A 16,453-nucleotide genomic window follows, 5' to 3' on the forward strand; every position below is an offset into this window, starting at 1 on the left:
AAGGACACGGTTTTATGAATTCAGCGGCACTAAAATACGATCATCAGGAATCCGGTAACCGGCACGTTCGGTATCAGGACCAGACTGATACCGATCATATCAAAAAGCTCATGCGCCGTGACGTCACCGGCTTTTACAGCCGGATATCCGCAACCGGCAGAAGAGTTATTGCCGCCCTTATCCAGTCGGTCCCGGCCATGGATAAGGCGGGCGAGCCGTTTCCCTTTGTCGTTTCAAGCCTGCAGCATGCCGCTGGGTGCAGCAAACTCAGTGTATTACGCTCCCTCCCCAAGGGAGAACAGGCAGGCTTATTCAGCCGAAAAATCCACCACTGCGGACGCAGGCACGGAACTGTTGTTACCCTGTACAAAGAGCGCTGCGAACTGTTTATCAAGCTCTTCAAGCAGGAATACGGCCTGCTGGCTGATACCGAGACTGATCGGCATCAGGAACCGGTTGTTACCAATGGAGACCGGTATCAGGACTATGGTATCAACTCGACCGCTAAAGGCGAGAACAGGATCCCGCCGATAGACATCTCCGATAAAACCGACGCCCTTTTCTCCCGCCTGTCCGATCAGGGCAGGCGGGTGCTGGGTATCATCAGCACCATTGCCGCCCAAAACAAACAGGAAGAAATATCCCTTGTAATCCAGTCCATTGCCAGAAATGCGTCCTGCAGCGAAGTAACCGCGCGCAGAGTCATCAAGCAAGGGAATGAGGCAGGGCTATACACCAAAAGGACACACGAACGCGGCCCCAGATTCGGTATCATCCTGAAACTGAACAAAGTCCCCATGGAACGCATAAGGGAACTTTTGCAGGACTGCGCTGTTACCAATGATACCAATCCTGATCGGTATCAAGCAGGTGTTACCAAACATGACCGGTATCATGACCGCAATGATACCAATCATGATACCAGTCCTGACCGCTATCATGTTACCAATGGAGATTCACCTGCAAAACAGGTGCTTATCCCTTGTCTTTCAAGGGTTGAAGCAAATCATGCCTCCCTGAATGATACCAATGGTGATCGGTATCAGCCCACCCCTATATTAGATAGACAGATAAAAAATCTATCTGGGTCTGAGGAAAACGAGGAAGAACGCTGGGCCCGCAGATTGTTATTAATCAGCACTGATGAGTTTCAGGTTCTCTGGCCCCGGCTCCATGACGAAAGGTTCGGTCCCGATCAGATCCGCCAGATCGTCGAGCACCGTCTTTCATTCTCCGAGACTGTTCTCGATATCGAGAACTCACTCCATGCCGCTGAATGGGAGTTGGAGAACAACACCTTTCCCGAGACCCGCAAAGGCCGCTGCAACTACCTGTTTGCTACCCTGAAGAGCAAAGGCACATGGCGCAGACCTGCAGGGTTCATGACGCCCAACGAGCAGGCCCTTGCAAACGCTAAAAAAGAAAAGAGCATCATCCGCGAGCTGCAGGAGCTGGACAGGCAGAAAGCAAAGAAAGCCGAGCAGGACACTCGCAACGAGATGTTTGAAACATGGCTGACAGATCTGAGTCCTGAAGAACAAGACAAAGTGGACGCACTCTGTCCCATGCCGATCAGCACTGACGAATCCAGACGCACCTGGCGCAAGTCATACTGGAACAAGCAGATCAACAGGGCCGAGGCATGAAAAGCATCCTGCTGACCGCCTTCTCCTGCCATGCGCTGGCACTTGTCTTCCTGCTGCACTGGGTCGGATTCCGTTTCAACTGGACCGATTCCATGCCCTATGGAATCTACCAGATTGTTCCCGGCAGGCCGAACCGAGGCGACATGATAACCTTCAGCCTTGATGAATTGAATCCGTATTGCAGCATTTCCACTGAGCGGCATTATCTGGGCCTGAACGGTAACCGGCCCCTGCTCAAGGTTCTGGCCGGTCTCCCCGGTGACTCTCTTGAAATCACCGAAGAAGGAATCCTCATTAACTCGATCCTGCTCCCGCACACGAAGGCAAAAGCCGCCGACAGTAACGGCCGGGAACTTCCAATTTTCCTGAATTCCACTGTCATACCCACTGCCAAAGGTCTGGCCCTTTCCACCTACACCGAGAACAGCTTCGACAGCCGTTATTTCGGGCTTGTGGACATCGACCGGATGCAGCGGGTCATACCTGTTCTAACCTTTAAACTCGGAGGATAGATCATGCGTCTATTCATCGCGGAAAAACGGGATGTGGCTTTGGCCATATCCACCGCTCTCGGAGGCCCGGACAAACCGTCCGGCGCATCCTTCCAGGTCAACGGAGACCGCATAACCTGGCTTTGGGGCCATGTGCTGCGGCTGGCCGATCCTGAAGAGCACGACGAGCGTTACAAGAAATGGGAGCTGAATATGCTGCCCATGGACTGGCCAATCAGCTACCTGCCGGAAAGCAGGCACGCTGACCATCTCAAGAAAGTCATTGAGCTGGCCAGGCAGGCTGACAGCCTGGTCAATGCAGGCGACCCTGATCCCGAAGGCCAACGACTGGTGGACGAAGTAATCGAATACGCCAAACTGAACGGCAAGCCGGTCAAAAGAATCCTGATCAACGACAACAACGGTCCGGCAATCCTCAAGGCCATTGAGAACATCGAGGATAATGCCAAATATCACGGCCTTTCCATGTCCGCCCTTGCCCGGGCCGTCAGTGACCAGCGTTACGGTTACAACCTGACCCGCTGTTATTCCATACTGGCCCAGAAAAAAGGCTACGAGGGCGTACTTTCCGTCGGCAGGGTCCAGACTCCCATTCTCGGTCTGGTAGTAGCCCGCGACCGCGCCCATGAAGGTCATGAAAAGCAGGCCTACCACACCATCAAGGCCCTGATCGATATGGCCGGACAGTCTGTGTCCGCTGAATATCTTCCGCAGGAAGGAGATCCTGTTGATGAGAAAGGGCGGATAGTTGATGCGGTCTTTGCCCGCAAGATAGTCAACGATGTGCAGGGCAAACCGGTCACGGTGCTTTCCGTGGAAACATCCGAACGAAAAAATGAACCTCCCCTGCCCTACAACCTGCTGGCCCTGCAGGCTGATGCCGCCGGGTTATGGAACTACAAGCCCAAGCAGGTGCTCGACATCACCCAGCGGCTGCGCGATCGGCACAAGGCCATCACCTACAACCGCAGTGACTGCCGCTACCTCAATGATGAACGGCACACAGAAGCCCCGGATCTTTTACAGGCACTGAAACCCGCTTTTGGAGACATGGCCGAATATGCCGCACCGGACCGCAAGTCCAAGGCCTTTGATTCCAAAAAAGTCACCGCGCATCACGCCATAATCCCGACCATGAGCGTCCCCGACCTGAACAAGCTCGCCCAGGATGAACGGCGCATCTATGAGCTAATCGTAAAGCTCTACATAGCCCAGTTCTATCCCCCGGCTGAATTCATGGCAACGAAGGTCGAGCTGGAAATAGCCGGTCATCGGTTCAAAGCCGAAGGCAGACTGAACAGCTCTCCGGGCTGGAGAGTACTCAGCGAACAGGATCTCGGGGAATACGAGAAGGCGGAGAAACAGCCGGACCTTCACAAGCTGCAGCAGTCGGATTCCGGCACGGTGGAGTCAGCCGAGGCTGTTAAAAACTTCACCAAGCCCCCGGCACGCTACACCATGAAAACCCTGCTCAAGGACCTCACCGCGGTGGCCAAGTACGTGACCGACCCGGAAATCAAAAAGCTGCTCATGGACAAGGACAGCGATAAGCAGGACGAGTCCGGCGGCATCGGCACACCGGCCACTAGGGATTCCCATATAGATACGCTCTTCAAGCGGGGATTCCTGACCGAACAGGACAAGAAGATTCTCAGTACCGAGCTGGGACGCAGTTTCCACGACGCACTGCCGGACTTCGCAGTCAGGCCGGACATGACTGCTCTCTGGCATGAAAAGCAAAAAATGATTGAAGCCGGAGAACTCGATTACCGCCAGTTGATCGAGGAAGTGGACAGATCCGTGGCCGCAGAGATCGAACGGGTGAAGGTAAACGGCCTGAACATCGCCATCAAGAATGCCGCTGTCCACTGCCCCAAGTGCGGAAACGGATTCCTGAAAGCCAGAAAAGGTCCAAAAGGCAAATTCTGGGGCTGCTCGTCCTACCCCGAATGCAATGCAACCTTCCCCGACAAATCCGGCAAGCCGGATCTCAATCCAAAACCGGTCAGGAAGCCAGAAGCATCAGGAGAACACAAGTGCCCGGATTGCGGCAAGGGCCTGATACGCAGACCTGCCAAGCGCAAAGGTCTGTTCTGGTGGGGCTGCAGCGGATTTCCGGACTGCGAATTCCGGTGCTTTGATGAGGATGGAAAACCTAAACTGTAGGAGAAACACATGGCAATTCATGATGACTGTCCATGGTGCGGAGCATCAAGCAAATATATTGAGTGGGCATATTCAGAAACAACAATCCGAGACTTAACTCGAAAGCATTATCACGTTGAATGTTTGAAATGTATGGCTCATGGTCCAGCTGCAAATTCAAAATCTGAAGCAAGTGAACTTTGGAACTCAATAATAAGAGAAAATCAAAGAAGCTGGAAGCAAGAATTTGCAACGTTAATGGAGATTACAATTACGGCTCTAGATGTACTCGTCTTTGATGTATATGGAAATGCCTCAGAGAATGAGAAAGACAAATCAATTTTGATGGATTCAGTGCCAACATTTCAGGAACTTTACTGTCTATGGCGAGATTGCAATCTTCAGTTTTGTAACGAACTCGCAGCCAAGGAAGGCCAATATATTCGAAAGCGACTTAACTATCATATTGACCATGGTGCCTATGGAGACTTTTCAAACAGTTATCATATGTACCCAAAAAGCTGGCAGAAAACGTCATCGGACTAAAGATTATAGAGTTTAACAAGCAACCCAAGGAGTAAAAACATGTCCCAAAATGACGAAATCAAAAAACACCTGAACGAACAGGCCCATCGGATTGACCGGACTTTGACCGACACCTCCGGCGCGGCCATAGAGGTCGACCCGGATCTGGCAGATCATATGGGGGCCTTTGAAGAGGATGCCATTTCCCTTGAAGAGGCGGAAGACGCATCCTTTGATCCGTTCGACCCTGAAGAATCCGGAATGGAGGAATGACGCAATGACCAAAGAAAACACTCCATACTATCAGCGATTCGCTGAAGAAATCATCCAGAAGCTCAAAGAGGGAACAGCCCCCTGGCAAAAACCTTGGAAGCCTGGCGAATACCAGCCCGCCTTCAACCCTGTTTCCGGTGTTGTTTATCGCGGAATCAATCAGGTCATGCTTGGAGCCGACGAACAGAACGATCCCCGGTTCATGACCTACAAGCAGGCCGAGGCACAGGGCTGGCAAGTCCGCAAGGGTTCTAAATCCCGCACCATCGTTTTCTGGCAGATGCATGAATATGTGAGCCTGAAAGATGAAGATGGCAAAAACATCCTCGACGATGACGGCAAAATCCAGATGCAGTCGGTGCTGCTGGAAAAGCCTATTGTCCGATACTCCAACCTGTTTCACGCCAGCGACATTGACGGAATACCTGAATGGGATGGCCGGGAAATCACCTGGAACCCCGACGAGCGAGCCGAAACCATCCTGAATAATTCGGGAGCGGAAATCATCCACGACCAGCGGGACCGGGCTTTTTACACCATCGCCAAGGATGAGATCCACATGCCACCCCGTGCGGCCTTTGAGGACTCCGACAAATATTACGGAACCCTGCTCCATGAGCTGGGGCACTGGACCCGTCATCCGGACCGGTTGGATCGGGAAAACGGCCCGTTCGGCTCCGAAATATACGCCCGCGAGGAACTTCGCGCCGAGATAGCAAGCTGGATGATCACCTCGGAGCTGGGCCTGAGCCACGATCCGAGCCGTCATCTCAGCTATGTGGACAGTTGGGTGCAGGTTCTTGAAAAGGACCCTTATGAAATCGTCCGGGCCTGCCAGAGCGCGGAGAAGATCAAGAGCTACACTCTTGCCTTTGAGCAGCAGCAAGCTCAGGAACAAAACAGGGAGCAAGGCATGACAATGTCCGCTCAGGACAAGGAAAAACTTGATAAAAGGGAAGCACAGTACGGAGTTCCGGAAGAAGGCAAGATCTGGCTCAAGGTACCCTTCTCCGAGAAGAACGAGGCCAAGCAACATGGAGCCCAATGGGATAAGGACAAAAAGATGTGGTTCGCTCCCAAGGGAGCCGACCTTGAACCTTTGAACCGCTGGCTGCCCGAACAGAAACCTTCTGCGCAGCTGGAACAACAGCCGGAAGCGGCAAAACAACCTGCAACAGAGAAAACCTATCTCAATGTCCCGTACAAGGAAAAATGGCTGGCCAAGAAGCACGGCGCACTCTGGGATAAATCAGCAAAACTCTGGTTCGCTCCCACCGGCACTGATCTGGAGCCGCTGGCCCAGTGGCTGCCCAAAGAAAGGATCGTCGCGCCCGAAACAAACGCTGTGCTGGAATTCGCAAAAGCCCTTCAGGAAGCAGGTCTTGATCTTCAAGGCCAGCTACCGATCATGGACGGTAACCTGCAACGCGTGCCGATAGTCGACGGTAAACCCAATTCCAAGGACGGAGCCTACATGGGCTTTCTGGACGGAACTCCGGCCGGATTCATTCAGAATCACAAGACCGGCCTGAAGAGTAACTGGAAGGCCGAAGGACACGAACTCACAGAGGAACAAAAGGCCGAACTCAAGGCTCAGTCCGCCCAAAAAAGAGTCGAGCGGGAAAAGGATCTGGCCGAACAGCGCGAAAAAGCCTCCAAGCGAGCATTCGCCAAGTGGGCCAACGCCGCAGGCTGGGCCTCGGAACAGCAGGAGTACCTCGCGAAGAAGGGCGTCCCGAGCTACGGAGTCAAAGTTAACGAACGCGGGGATCTTCTCGTGCCTGGCCGGGATGCTAACGGGCATATCCACACTCTCCAGACCATAACACCGGACGGCAAGCTCTTTGAAAAAGGCGGGCTCAAGGCCGGAATGTTCCACACCATTGATCCCGGCGAAAAGATCGGCAAGGGCGGACCAATCCTCATCACCGAAGGCTACGCCACAGGAGCAAGCATACACATGGCAAGCAACCTGCCAACTGTTGTGGCCTTTGATGCTTCGAACCTTGAGCCGGTCGCCAAAGCCTTGAAGGCAAAATATCCGCAAAGCACGCTGGTACTGATGAGCGACAACGACCATCACCTGCAGCACAATGTCGGAATTGAAAAGGCCGAAGTCGCCGCAAAGACAGTAGGCGGCCTGTCGATCTCCCCGAACTTCACAGAAGAAGAAAAGGCTCAAGGCCTCTCCGACTTCAACGATCTGCACCAGTCGCGAGGGATAGGAGAAGTGAAGGCACAGATATCCAGAACCATCAAAATTGCGAAAAACATGAAGGCAGGTGAACTGCCGCTGGCCATGGCAATGTAAAGATAACAAGCGGGTCTGAGGGGGGCCGCTTAAACTCAAGGAAAGATATCATGAAAATAGATCATACCAACTCTTTGGAAAACCCAGCATACGCTATCAAGGACGGTCATGAGCTGGTTATATGTGATGAATGCGGAGAGGAACTTGTTTTTTCGATGCAGGATAACTACCATCAATTTTCGTTGGGACTGCGTACTGTCCTTTATTGCCTGCGGGTGGCTGAGGTAGAAGGCAACATTCCCCCAGTACCGGAAGACTGGTGGATCAATGTTGATTTCAAGCATTCTCTCGGTAACATTTTCAAAAATTACCCCAAGCGAGAATAGTAAGTGAATATATACAAGCTTAAGACCAGTGACATCAATTACCAAATGCTATCCCGTGAAGGATTTGAAATGGCTACCAGAAAACTACCCCCATATTACGAAAAGCAGGAAAGAAACGAGTTGCATTTTGCCGTATGCCCTGCCTGCAATAATCCAGTGCAGATAATCGGTTTAAACAAAAGGTTGCAACACACTGACCGGCCCTACGCAAAGCATTATCACAAATCCATAGTAGGGCTCGCCGTCTTCAACAAAGAAGCCTTCGAAAGCTGCTCACTAGCTCACCCCAGGAAGAACCTGTCCAAGGACGACCGTAAACCTATTTGCACAGACCGCGAAAGACAAATTCTCCTCTCACTGCAAGAGAATTTTGATCAGGTCGCGTATCTTTTCCAACTCTATTCAGGAATTGTCATGACTCCGCATTTAGCTAAACAAATGCTGGAATGGTTCGTAGCAGAACAGGGCCACTTATATCGGGGAGGCAGTCTTATCAATGCCCCTTGGGTGTTTGTATATTTATCCAGAGCACAAAGCCTTTGGGGCCGGAAAATCAAGGATGCGGAATTGCAGGAAGTACTCAGCAAGAAAGTCCCCACTGGATCTATTAATGAAAACGGGCAATTCATAACGAAAGGGCAAGAAAAGGTTTTTTTCTGGTTCGCTAACCATAAGCAGGGCAAATCCACAGATAACGATCTCAAAGAAACAATGGATTTCTTCGTGACTTGCGACGAAAAAGATATTTTTAATAAAACAATTACATTTGACTATGAGCTTTTCCAAAGACTTATAAATACTCCAGTCGAAAAACGAACATACAAAGAAACGTTCACAGAGCTGGCCCAAAAATACCTTGGCTAGACTCAAACATTTGACGTTACCTATGACAACTTTCAATAGCCAAAGCGGTGAGGTAAATTCCAGCCGCAGATTAACCCATAACAGGATAAAATTATGGCGAAAACTGGCTTACTCGTTAAACTCGCAACAAAACTTGCTGACGACTGGAGGGCATACCAACAGAAGGAAACGACTTTTGAAGCCCTCGCTTTTCAAGACGGCCTGAAAGACACTTTAAAAATGTATAAGGAACTGGCCGAAGCTCAAGATCCTGAAGCCATCTTAAAAGCTGAACAGATCGCAATCTGGGGGGGGATTGCTGCTTTTCATTTAAACACACAAAACACCATCAATAAATTAAGCTAGTTGTCAGCACATATACAAAGATATAATTCAAAAAGAGAAACAATCTACAACTTCTTTTCTCAAATCCGCCGTAAGACCGTACTCATCAGCCAATCTTTCAAAATCAGCCAGACTTTCCTGCACCTGCTCAATAAACCGGAAAGCTTTTTTTTCATTCAGGTTGGCAACAGCGGCCAGCGCGATAAGTTGCTCTCTTCCGGGAGCCCTCCCCTCGCCCATAACCATAGTCGACTGCTCTCCGTTCGGACCGTGAGAATAGGTCAGGTCATAAGCCGGAGCAAAGGTCCACTGCCCAGACTTGTCCATCAGAAAAGTAAAATTCTTGCCATGATCATCACGGTTATGCGCAAACACATTAAAGACTGCCAGACGGTAAACCTTTTCCACTTCCTTCTGGCTTTTGGTCAGTATATAAGTCAGTTTTATCAGATCCTGATAATCCAAGGCCGGGACACGATAATCAGCTTCGAGCAGACCACAGGCAGTGTGCATGTGAAACCTTTCATTGCCTGCTGAATCAAACCGCCTGACCCCAAAATACCCCGGCCCGTCCTTGGCTGGCAAAAGCTCTGTTTCAGGCATATCTATACCTGCATTACGGGCCATGATTGAATAGACATACTCAAGCACCCCGCTTTCCCTCCCATCGTGTGTATTCGGAAATTTCACAATCCACGGCTCTGAAGAATCATCAGGGCACGAATGAGTCCCGCCGCAGGCAAGTGGAAAACACTTCATGGTTCCGTCAGGGCATCTGTTGACCAAGGCCTTCGGCCTTGCCCCGGCTGAAGATCCATTCAGATGCAGTAGGGCTTCAAGCACATCCAACGGCGTGCCTTCAAGCTCTTCCGCCAGCACTTTATGAGCATATCCGGCAATCTCATCAAGTGTTAACTCTCGTGGCTCAGGTTGTGAAACAGCAGGCTCATACTCAAGTACCCCAAGCCCGCGCAATCCGACATAGGCCAACCTGTCGAGCGGGGTTATCCGGCTGGGATGTATGCCCATGGATCGAAGAAGCCTTTCCATAAGCAAGCGGCCCCAACCGTCAGGCAGGGAATCATAAAACACACCAGGAAGACTTTCAAAGGGGGAACGGCATTTTAAAAACTTGTTTTTAAGGGGCAGCTTGAGAGGAGAAATTTCAAGACCTGACCTAATAAAATCGTCTGAATACTCAAAATAAATATCGCAGCCCCGCTGTGCCAGCACTCCAGCATGATGGCGATCCATTCCGAAATTGCAAAAAACATCAAGCTTTTCATGGCTGTTACCGGCCATACTCATTTCCCCCTCCCCCGCTGTCGTTTCCTTGGAGTGCTATCCTTGAGAACCTGATCCATAGAAGTAAAATCCTGTTCTTTAATCTCTGTAATTTTAACCAGCTCATCAAGGATATCCAGACAAAAACAGATCTGAACGAATGACTCCAGAGAGATTTTTCCTGTTCTCTCAAACTTCCTGAGAGTTGAAAGCGGCACTCCAGACTTTTCGGCCAAGACCTCTTGAGTCCAATTACGGCTCAACCTTTGCTCACGGATATTGAGCCCCAGCACTTGTGGGGTTTCAAAGGGGATTTTTCTTTCAAAAAATGACATCATAACATCACTTAAACACACAAAACGAAGCTAATCAACATCATCATGACACTTATTTAAAAAAGGCTTTATCTAAATAAGATTAAAACTCCAGTCGAGATCGTTGCAACCTGCCGTGTTAATATTCCTCATATTCGATATAACTTTTAGCGATATCAATAACCTGCGAATGAATTTCCACGTCAAACCATTTTTTGAAAAGCCTTCTATCCCGCTTCTCAGGCCACAATTCCACTCTCAAGTCCCAGGACTCCAACTCAAGCTCAAAGATTTCACGGCTATTTTTTAAAATATACTCCAGAGCCCTGGCATTATCCTCATACTCAGGCACCAAAAAAGTCATACAGTCATCATGGATATCCGCCATGGTTATCTCGTGATGATCCGCGGCACCTGGCAACGAGTTAACCCAATCCAGGAATGGCTGCCTTGGCTTAATGATAGCTACAATCCTATTAATGACTTTCATACAACATCCTTATTTTTTAAAATATATTTTGATCCAAGACCTGCGATTTTGATTTGTATAAATCACACCAGCACCACACCATTTATTTACATCACCAATGACATAGCCCGTGAGGTAGACACCATTGACCAAATCGCAGATGATCAACATATTAACCTTAAGGCGTCATAAAGTTTATTTTATTAACCAAAGACTTATTCAGTTATGCCCAAAAATTCACTTGCCGCCAAATCAATTTCGACCAAGACAATTGCCACGTTGAAGGCTCTTGTCCAGAATATAAAGACTGCACGCCTTCGGCGCGACATTACACATCAGGAAATGGGTGACCGCACTTTATGACCCGCAACAGGCTACGAAAAGCTGAACAGGGAGATCCAAGTGTCGGGCTTGGAGCCCTTGCACAGGTACTAGAACACCTTGGTTTTATTGACCAGATTATACTGGTAGCTAAACCTGATACAGACGATCTTGGCAAGGCTCTTGAAATGAAAAACAAAAAAAAGAGCAACGAGAAAACGCATTCGGGAACAGGATCAAGATTTCTAGTCAGGGATGAACAGTGAACAACGACAGTACATATGTATATACATATATTACTCAGAAGAATGGTCTTCAACACCCTGTCTATCCCTGTTTAGTAGAACTCTGCATCAGCGACACAGCCGACAAATTGTCCAATTATCTTCACAACCTCACTCCCGAACGAGAACGTCCCTTACGTCGAATTTCATTCCCCGCAACAGATACATTCCTACCAAACATCATCCTTGCAAAACCCTGAGCCACCTGCTCTGCCCCCGGATCATTTAGACTGAAGAAAATCTTATCTCCATTATCCTTGATCATGCCGCCACTCTTAAGCGTGTAGAGAATGTTTCCAGACGAATCGACACGCCAAGTTGATCTCCGTGATCAAAACCAAGTAGAAGATGATTTGCAACTCCGAAACCGAACTGTTTTCCATTGATTTTAATATTAAGAGCAACTATAGAGCATCTCAAAGGAGAGTCTATATGCTTAATTATCCTATTTTCTTGATGTTCTTAGTTATACTGGCAACCTCTGGCTGTGGGAAATTTGACGTAATTAACCGTCCTGCTCCTGAATTACTACAGGCTGAGACAGTCTGTATTATTGACGATCCTGAAACGCGAGAGGGCTTTAAAAAAGCTATGCAAAACTGGTTAAATAAAGAGAACATAAAAAACCAAATCGTTCCCGCAAGTTCGAAAGTCGATAGCTGTGCATGGACCATGCGTTACTATGGCAGATGGTCTTGGGATTTGGCTTTATTCCTTTCAGATGCAGAGATTACAGCATACAAAAATGGAATTGAAGCTGGCGAAGTAAACTTGCGAGTAGGCCAATGGGATTCACATAAATTTGAAGATGGGGATAACCGTATCTACAAAATGATGGATATGCTTTCAGGTAAAGTTGATCGCTATATACTTACAAACCCTAAAAAGAAAAAGTCGGACTAAACCAATCAACGTTGTGATATTCAACCGGGCAATAATCCCGACTCAAACCAGAGCCATAAAGCCTCATAGATATAGCACAGGAAAGACCACGCCTCCCTGATCAGCTAAAGGCAATTGACTTTTCAAAAAAATAACGTTTTTTTTAACAAAAACTATGCTGGAGGATATATGATCAATAGAGTGGTTGCTGTTCTTCTCATTGCTGCATTTATGTTTTCGTCCCTTGGTTGTGCGAAAATAGGCAAGGCAACAGGCCAAGCGGTCAAGGAAGTCAAGGAAATGCCCGGAGAATTCAAAAAGGGCTACAAAGATGGCCGAACTTCACAAGAAGATAATATTTAAATTTAACAAGTGATTCCGCAAACAGGGGCCTTGAGCCCCTTTTTGCTTGGGGAAAAACATGTCACAAATTGCTCTAATTACAGGGGCCAGCAAAGGCATCGGTGCAGCCATCGCACTGCAGTTAGCAGAAGACGGCTACGACATCTGGCTAAACTACCGTAGCGATGATGAAGGAGCGGAAAAGACAACTGCTGCCATCCGCGAAATTGGACGAGAATGCATCATGCTTAAGTTTGACGTTACTGATGAAGTAGCTGTTGAAAAAGCTCTTTCCCCTCTACTGCAGAAAAAAGTACCATACATCGTGGTTAACAATGCCGGATTCGCACGCGATTCAATCATGATGATGATGTCTTCAGAAGACTGGAACAGGGTTCTGCAGGTCCACCTAAGCGGATTTTTTAATGTGACCAAACCCGTGATTTCACGCATGCTGCGCAAACGGACTGGACGGATAATTAACATCGCTTCAACTTCCGGTGAAACAGGTGTTGCAGGGCAGACAAACTACTCTGCAGCCAAAGCAGGACTCATCGGGGCCACCCGGTCCCTAGCCGTTGAAGTAGCTAAACGAAACATCCTAGTAAACGCGGTTACCCCCGGTTTCATCGAAACCGACATGGTCGCGAAGCTTCCAGTGGACCAGATAAAAGACCAGATTCCAATGAAGAGGCTGGGGACACCGCAAGAAGTTGCCGGAGTGGTATCCTTCCTCTGTTCGGACAAGGCATCCTACATTACCGGGCAGACTATCGCTATAAACGGCGGTATTCATACCTAGTGAAGTGGTTAGTAGCTCAACCATCGGATTCACATGCAAACATATCAACAGAATTAATATTCCCTTAAAAAATAGGTTTTTTAAGGGCTATAGACTTAGTCTTCGGGAGCTTTTCTTTTGTACAAAGTGGCAATCACAGGCATCGGCGCCATTTCCGTTCTTGGATCAAGCCTTGAAACCATTGCCGAAGCGCTTAAGAACGGGCGTTCCGGCATTGATGTTGACGAGGAGCGGGCAAGGCTCGCCTTTGCAAGCCCGCTGACCGGGGTGATCAAAAATTTTAACCATCAAGAATGGCTGGGACGCAAACAACTTAAAACCATGCCTGATTTCGCAGTGCAGGCCTACGCTGCGGCAAGGCAGGCCTTAGAACAATCCGGCCTTACCGAAGAGGATCTGCACAACGATGAAAGCGGCCTTATCTTCGGTTGTGACTCCAGTTGCATTGCCGCAATTGAGCAGGTTGAACTGCTAAAAGAGCGTGGCGAAACGGCACTAATAGGTAGCGGCGCTGTCTTTCGTTCCATGACATCCTGCGTGACCATGAACCTGAACACCCTCTTCAAAACCCGTGGAGCGGCCTGGACCATCAGCTCAGCCTGTTCAAGCGGGGGCCACGCTGTTGGTCAAGCTTTTACCCTCATTGCCTCGGGACAGCAGGAACGAATCATATGTGGAGGCGCACAGGAAGTGAACTGGCAATCCATGTGTAGCTTTGACGGGCTAGGGGCATTTTCTTCCCATATCGAAAATCCTGCACAAGCCAGCCGCCCATTTGATAAAAACCGCGACGGGCTTGTTCCTAGCGGCGGTGCGGCTGCCATCATACTTGAACGTTACGAATTGGCAAAAAAACGTGGAGCCGAAATTCTTGGAGTAGTAAGCGGATACGGTTTTTCCTCAGACGGAGATCATATTTCAGTTCCAGGCAGAAATGGACTGGCCAGAGCAGGAGCTAAGGCTCTCAAGCAGGCAGGACTTACACCGACGGACATAGACTATATCTGCGCTCATGCTACATCCACCCAGGCAGGCGATGGCGCTGAAGCAGCTAACATACTCACCCTTTTCGACAAGAATTGTCCACGCATTTCCTCCACAAAATCCATGACCGGGCACGAGCTGTGGATGTCTGGGGCGAGTCAGGTTGTCTACACAACACTCATGAACCGCTATGGATTCACTGCTCCGAACATTAATTTCACAGAGGGGGATGAAGAGACAGCACGACTAAATATCTTAACTGAAACCGATATCCGCCCCCCGCAAAAAGCCTTGCTCAATTCAGCAGGGTTCGGTGGAACTAACTCCTGCCTCGTACTTGAATTCTAATGGACGCTTACGATTACATCGTTGTTGGTGCAGGGATTTCGGGCATGACCTCCGCCCTGCTACTCGCCAAATACGGACACAAAGTCGCGTTGGTGGAGGCCTTTGCTTTGCCCGGACCGACCGTCCGCGGATTCAGCAGACAGGGCGTACATTTCGAAACAGGCATTCACCTCATTGGTGGACTTGGTGAAGGCGATCCTCTGGACATATACTTCAAACATCTTGAAATCAGGGATGAACTAGTCAATATTCCTTTCAAAGAAGACGGCTGCGATTGCTTTCGCTTTGAAAAGAAAAACATCCAGGTCTGCCTTCCATACGGGTATGAACGGGTCCACAGGACTTTAGAAAAAGCATTCCCTTCAGAAAAAAAAGCCATCGGCAAATATCTGGAGCGAATCAGAAACATATTCAACTCTTCAGCTTTCCTAAATTTTGATCTTGATTTTAGCCACGATGACCTTGCCCATAAAGAAACAGAGTCCCTACGCGAATACCTTGATTCTCTCACGGATAATCAGGAACTCAAGGATCTGTTCTGCTGCCACACCTTGCTTTACGGGACATCACCTGATCAGGCCATGCTCTCGACCCACGCCCTCGTTGCCGGATCATATTTTCTATCCTCACATACCATTGAAGGAGGAGGTAAAGCTCTTGTTAATGCTTATCTGAAACAACTCCAAAAGCACGGGGTTGATATTTTTTGCGGCAAAAAGGTCATACGCATTAACCATGATATAGATAAAAATTTTAAAAGCTTGGTACTTGATGGAGGCGATGAGTTAAGGAGCAAAATCTGCATCTGGTCCGCGCATCCGGCCTCAATGCTTAGTTGCACTGAAGACGGAGCTTTCCGACCAGTCTTTAAACGCAGGATCAATGAATTGCAGGAAACAGTGTCAGCGCTAATTCTTTTTGGGATCGCCACAACTCCGGTAGAAACATTACAGGGGCGAAATATATATCTATGGCCGGGATCAGATTACAGTAAAGTCCTTTCCGGCAAGACAGAGATGACAGAAAACGCAATTTTCCTTTCAGCCGGACAAACTCTTGGTAGTAAGGGCAGGCAGAGCATAACCGCTATCATGCCTTGTAACTTTGACAGATTCAGCAAGTGGAAAGACTCAGGTCTATGTAATAGACCACAGGAGTATATTAATTTTAAAGTTAAACTCATGTCCAAATTTGAAAAACAAGTTTTCAGCCGCTGCCCCGAATTGAATAATAACGTAAAATTCGTTGACATGGCAACTCCGCTAACCTTGCGCGATTACACCCTTTCCCCATACGGCAGCATGTACGGAGCGGCCCATACTATGTCACAATACAATCCCCTTCCGGCCACAAAGATCAACGGACTGCTTCTCGCAGGACAGTCCATTGTCGCCCCAGGAGTCATGGGTGCTGTCGTTTCAGCCTACCTGACCTGTGGTTTTATCTGTGGACACGAAAAATTACACGAGGAACTTAGATGCATTTACAACGCGTAGT

At 48.9% G+C, this 16,453-nt stretch carries 18 protein-coding genes; 15 read left to right on the top strand and 3 right to left on the bottom strand.

The genetic code is table 11. From position 1 onward, the window contains the following. Positions 1-14: 14 nt before the first annotated feature. The 9 genes from N7E73_RS02550 to N7E73_RS02590 all read left to right on the top strand — a co-directional run bounded on the left by N7E73_RS02550 (position 15) and on the right by N7E73_RS02590 (position 8,947). Positions 15-1,646 (top strand): hypothetical protein, encoded by a 1,632-nt coding sequence (locus N7E73_RS02550; protein WP_432737334.1) that lies wholly within the window; start codon positions 15-17, stop codon positions 1,644-1,646. Beyond that, on the top strand, positions 1,643-2,158 hold the full coding sequence (traF, locus tag N7E73_RS02555) for a conjugative transfer signal peptidase TraF (protein WP_432737336.1): 516 nt from the start codon (positions 1,643-1,645) through the stop codon (positions 2,156-2,158). The genes N7E73_RS02550 and traF overlap by 4 nt, the downstream gene beginning before the upstream one ends. A 3-nt stretch (positions 2,159-2,161) precedes the next feature. Further along, a complete protein-coding gene (locus tag N7E73_RS02560) occupies positions 2,162-4,324 on the top strand; it encodes a DNA topoisomerase (protein WP_432737338.1) in 2,163 nt (720 codons plus the stop codon). Positions 4,325-4,333: 9 nt separating this feature from the next. Next, complete coding sequence (locus N7E73_RS02565) at positions 4,334-4,849, top strand: hypothetical protein (protein ID WP_432737340.1); 516 nt, start codon at positions 4,334-4,336, stop codon at positions 4,847-4,849. A 39-nt stretch (positions 4,850-4,888) separates the two neighbouring features. Continuing rightward, positions 4,889-5,101 (top strand): hypothetical protein, encoded by a 213-nt coding sequence (locus tag N7E73_RS02570; protein ID WP_432737341.1) that lies wholly within the window; start codon positions 4,889-4,891, stop codon positions 5,099-5,101. A 4-nt stretch (positions 5,102-5,105) separates the two neighbouring features. Continuing rightward, a complete protein-coding gene (locus N7E73_RS02575) occupies positions 5,106-7,412 on the top strand; it encodes a zincin-like metallopeptidase domain-containing protein (RefSeq protein WP_432737343.1) in 2,307 nt (768 codons plus the stop codon). A 50-nt stretch (positions 7,413-7,462) separates the two neighbouring features. Then, positions 7,463-7,738, top strand: coding sequence for an XRE family transcriptional regulator (locus N7E73_RS02580; RefSeq protein ID WP_432737344.1), 276 nt, complete (start codon positions 7,463-7,465; stop codon positions 7,736-7,738). A 69-nt stretch (positions 7,739-7,807) separates the two neighbouring features. Continuing rightward, positions 7,808-8,602 (top strand): hypothetical protein, encoded by a 795-nt coding sequence (locus N7E73_RS02585; protein ID WP_432737346.1) that lies wholly within the window; start codon positions 7,808-7,810, stop codon positions 8,600-8,602. Between the two features lie 93 nt (positions 8,603-8,695). After that, positions 8,696-8,947, top strand: coding sequence for a hypothetical protein (locus tag N7E73_RS02590; RefSeq protein ID WP_432737348.1), 252 nt, complete (start codon positions 8,696-8,698; stop codon positions 8,945-8,947). A gap of 27 nt (positions 8,948-8,974) precedes the next feature. On the opposite strand, the gene N7E73_RS02595 is transcribed toward N7E73_RS02590, so the two are convergent. The 3 genes from N7E73_RS02595 to N7E73_RS02605 all read right to left on the bottom strand — a co-directional run bounded on the left by N7E73_RS02595 (position 8,975) and on the right by N7E73_RS02605 (position 11,014). Then, positions 8,975-10,234, bottom strand: a complete 1,260-nt coding sequence (locus N7E73_RS02595) for a type II toxin-antitoxin system HipA family toxin (RefSeq protein WP_432737350.1) — start codon at positions 10,232-10,234, stop codon at positions 8,975-8,977. After that, complete coding sequence (locus tag N7E73_RS02600; protein ID WP_432737352.1) at positions 10,231-10,548, bottom strand: helix-turn-helix domain-containing protein; 318 nt, start codon at positions 10,546-10,548, stop codon at positions 10,231-10,233. The genes N7E73_RS02595 and N7E73_RS02600 overlap by 4 nt, the downstream gene beginning before the upstream one ends. A gap of 115 nt (positions 10,549-10,663) precedes the next feature. After that, positions 10,664-11,014, bottom strand: a complete 351-nt coding sequence (locus N7E73_RS02605; RefSeq protein WP_432737353.1) for a hypothetical protein — start codon at positions 11,012-11,014, stop codon at positions 10,664-10,666. Between the two features lie 338 nt (positions 11,015-11,352). Here N7E73_RS02605 and N7E73_RS02610 point away from each other — a divergent pair, with 338 nt between their 5' ends. The 6 genes from N7E73_RS02610 to N7E73_RS02635 all read left to right on the top strand — a co-directional run bounded on the left by N7E73_RS02610 (position 11,353) and on the right by N7E73_RS02635 (position 16,452). Beyond that, complete coding sequence (locus N7E73_RS02610; RefSeq protein WP_432737355.1) at positions 11,353-11,580, top strand: hypothetical protein; 228 nt, start codon at positions 11,353-11,355, stop codon at positions 11,578-11,580. Positions 11,581-12,030: 450 nt separating this feature from the next. Next, positions 12,031-12,501 (top strand): Sbal_3080 family lipoprotein, encoded by a 471-nt coding sequence (locus N7E73_RS02615; RefSeq protein ID WP_432737357.1) that lies wholly within the window; start codon positions 12,031-12,033, stop codon positions 12,499-12,501. Positions 12,502-12,669: 168 nt separating this feature from the next. Then, entirely contained in the window at positions 12,670-12,843 is a 174-nt protein-coding gene (locus N7E73_RS02620; protein ID WP_432737359.1) for a hypothetical protein, read from the top strand. A 58-nt stretch (positions 12,844-12,901) separates the two neighbouring features. Then, positions 12,902-13,624, top strand: a complete 723-nt coding sequence (fabG, locus tag N7E73_RS02625) for a 3-oxoacyl-ACP reductase FabG (protein ID WP_432737361.1) — start codon at positions 12,902-12,904, stop codon at positions 13,622-13,624. 126 nt (positions 13,625-13,750) lie between these two features. Continuing rightward, positions 13,751-14,956 (top strand): beta-ketoacyl-[acyl-carrier-protein] synthase family protein, encoded by a 1,206-nt coding sequence (locus N7E73_RS02630; protein WP_432738825.1) that lies wholly within the window; start codon positions 13,751-13,753, stop codon positions 14,954-14,956. Further along, positions 14,956-16,452, top strand: coding sequence for a phytoene desaturase family protein (locus N7E73_RS02635; RefSeq protein ID WP_432737363.1), 1,497 nt, complete (start codon positions 14,956-14,958; stop codon positions 16,450-16,452). The genes N7E73_RS02630 and N7E73_RS02635 overlap by 1 nt, the downstream gene beginning before the upstream one ends. Position 16,453 lies beyond the last annotated feature (1 nt).

The sequence above is a fragment of the Maridesulfovibrio sp. FT414 genome (genome assembly GCF_050916235.1).
Lineage (GTDB): Bacteria > Desulfobacterota > Desulfovibrionia > Desulfovibrionales > Desulfovibrionaceae > Maridesulfovibrio.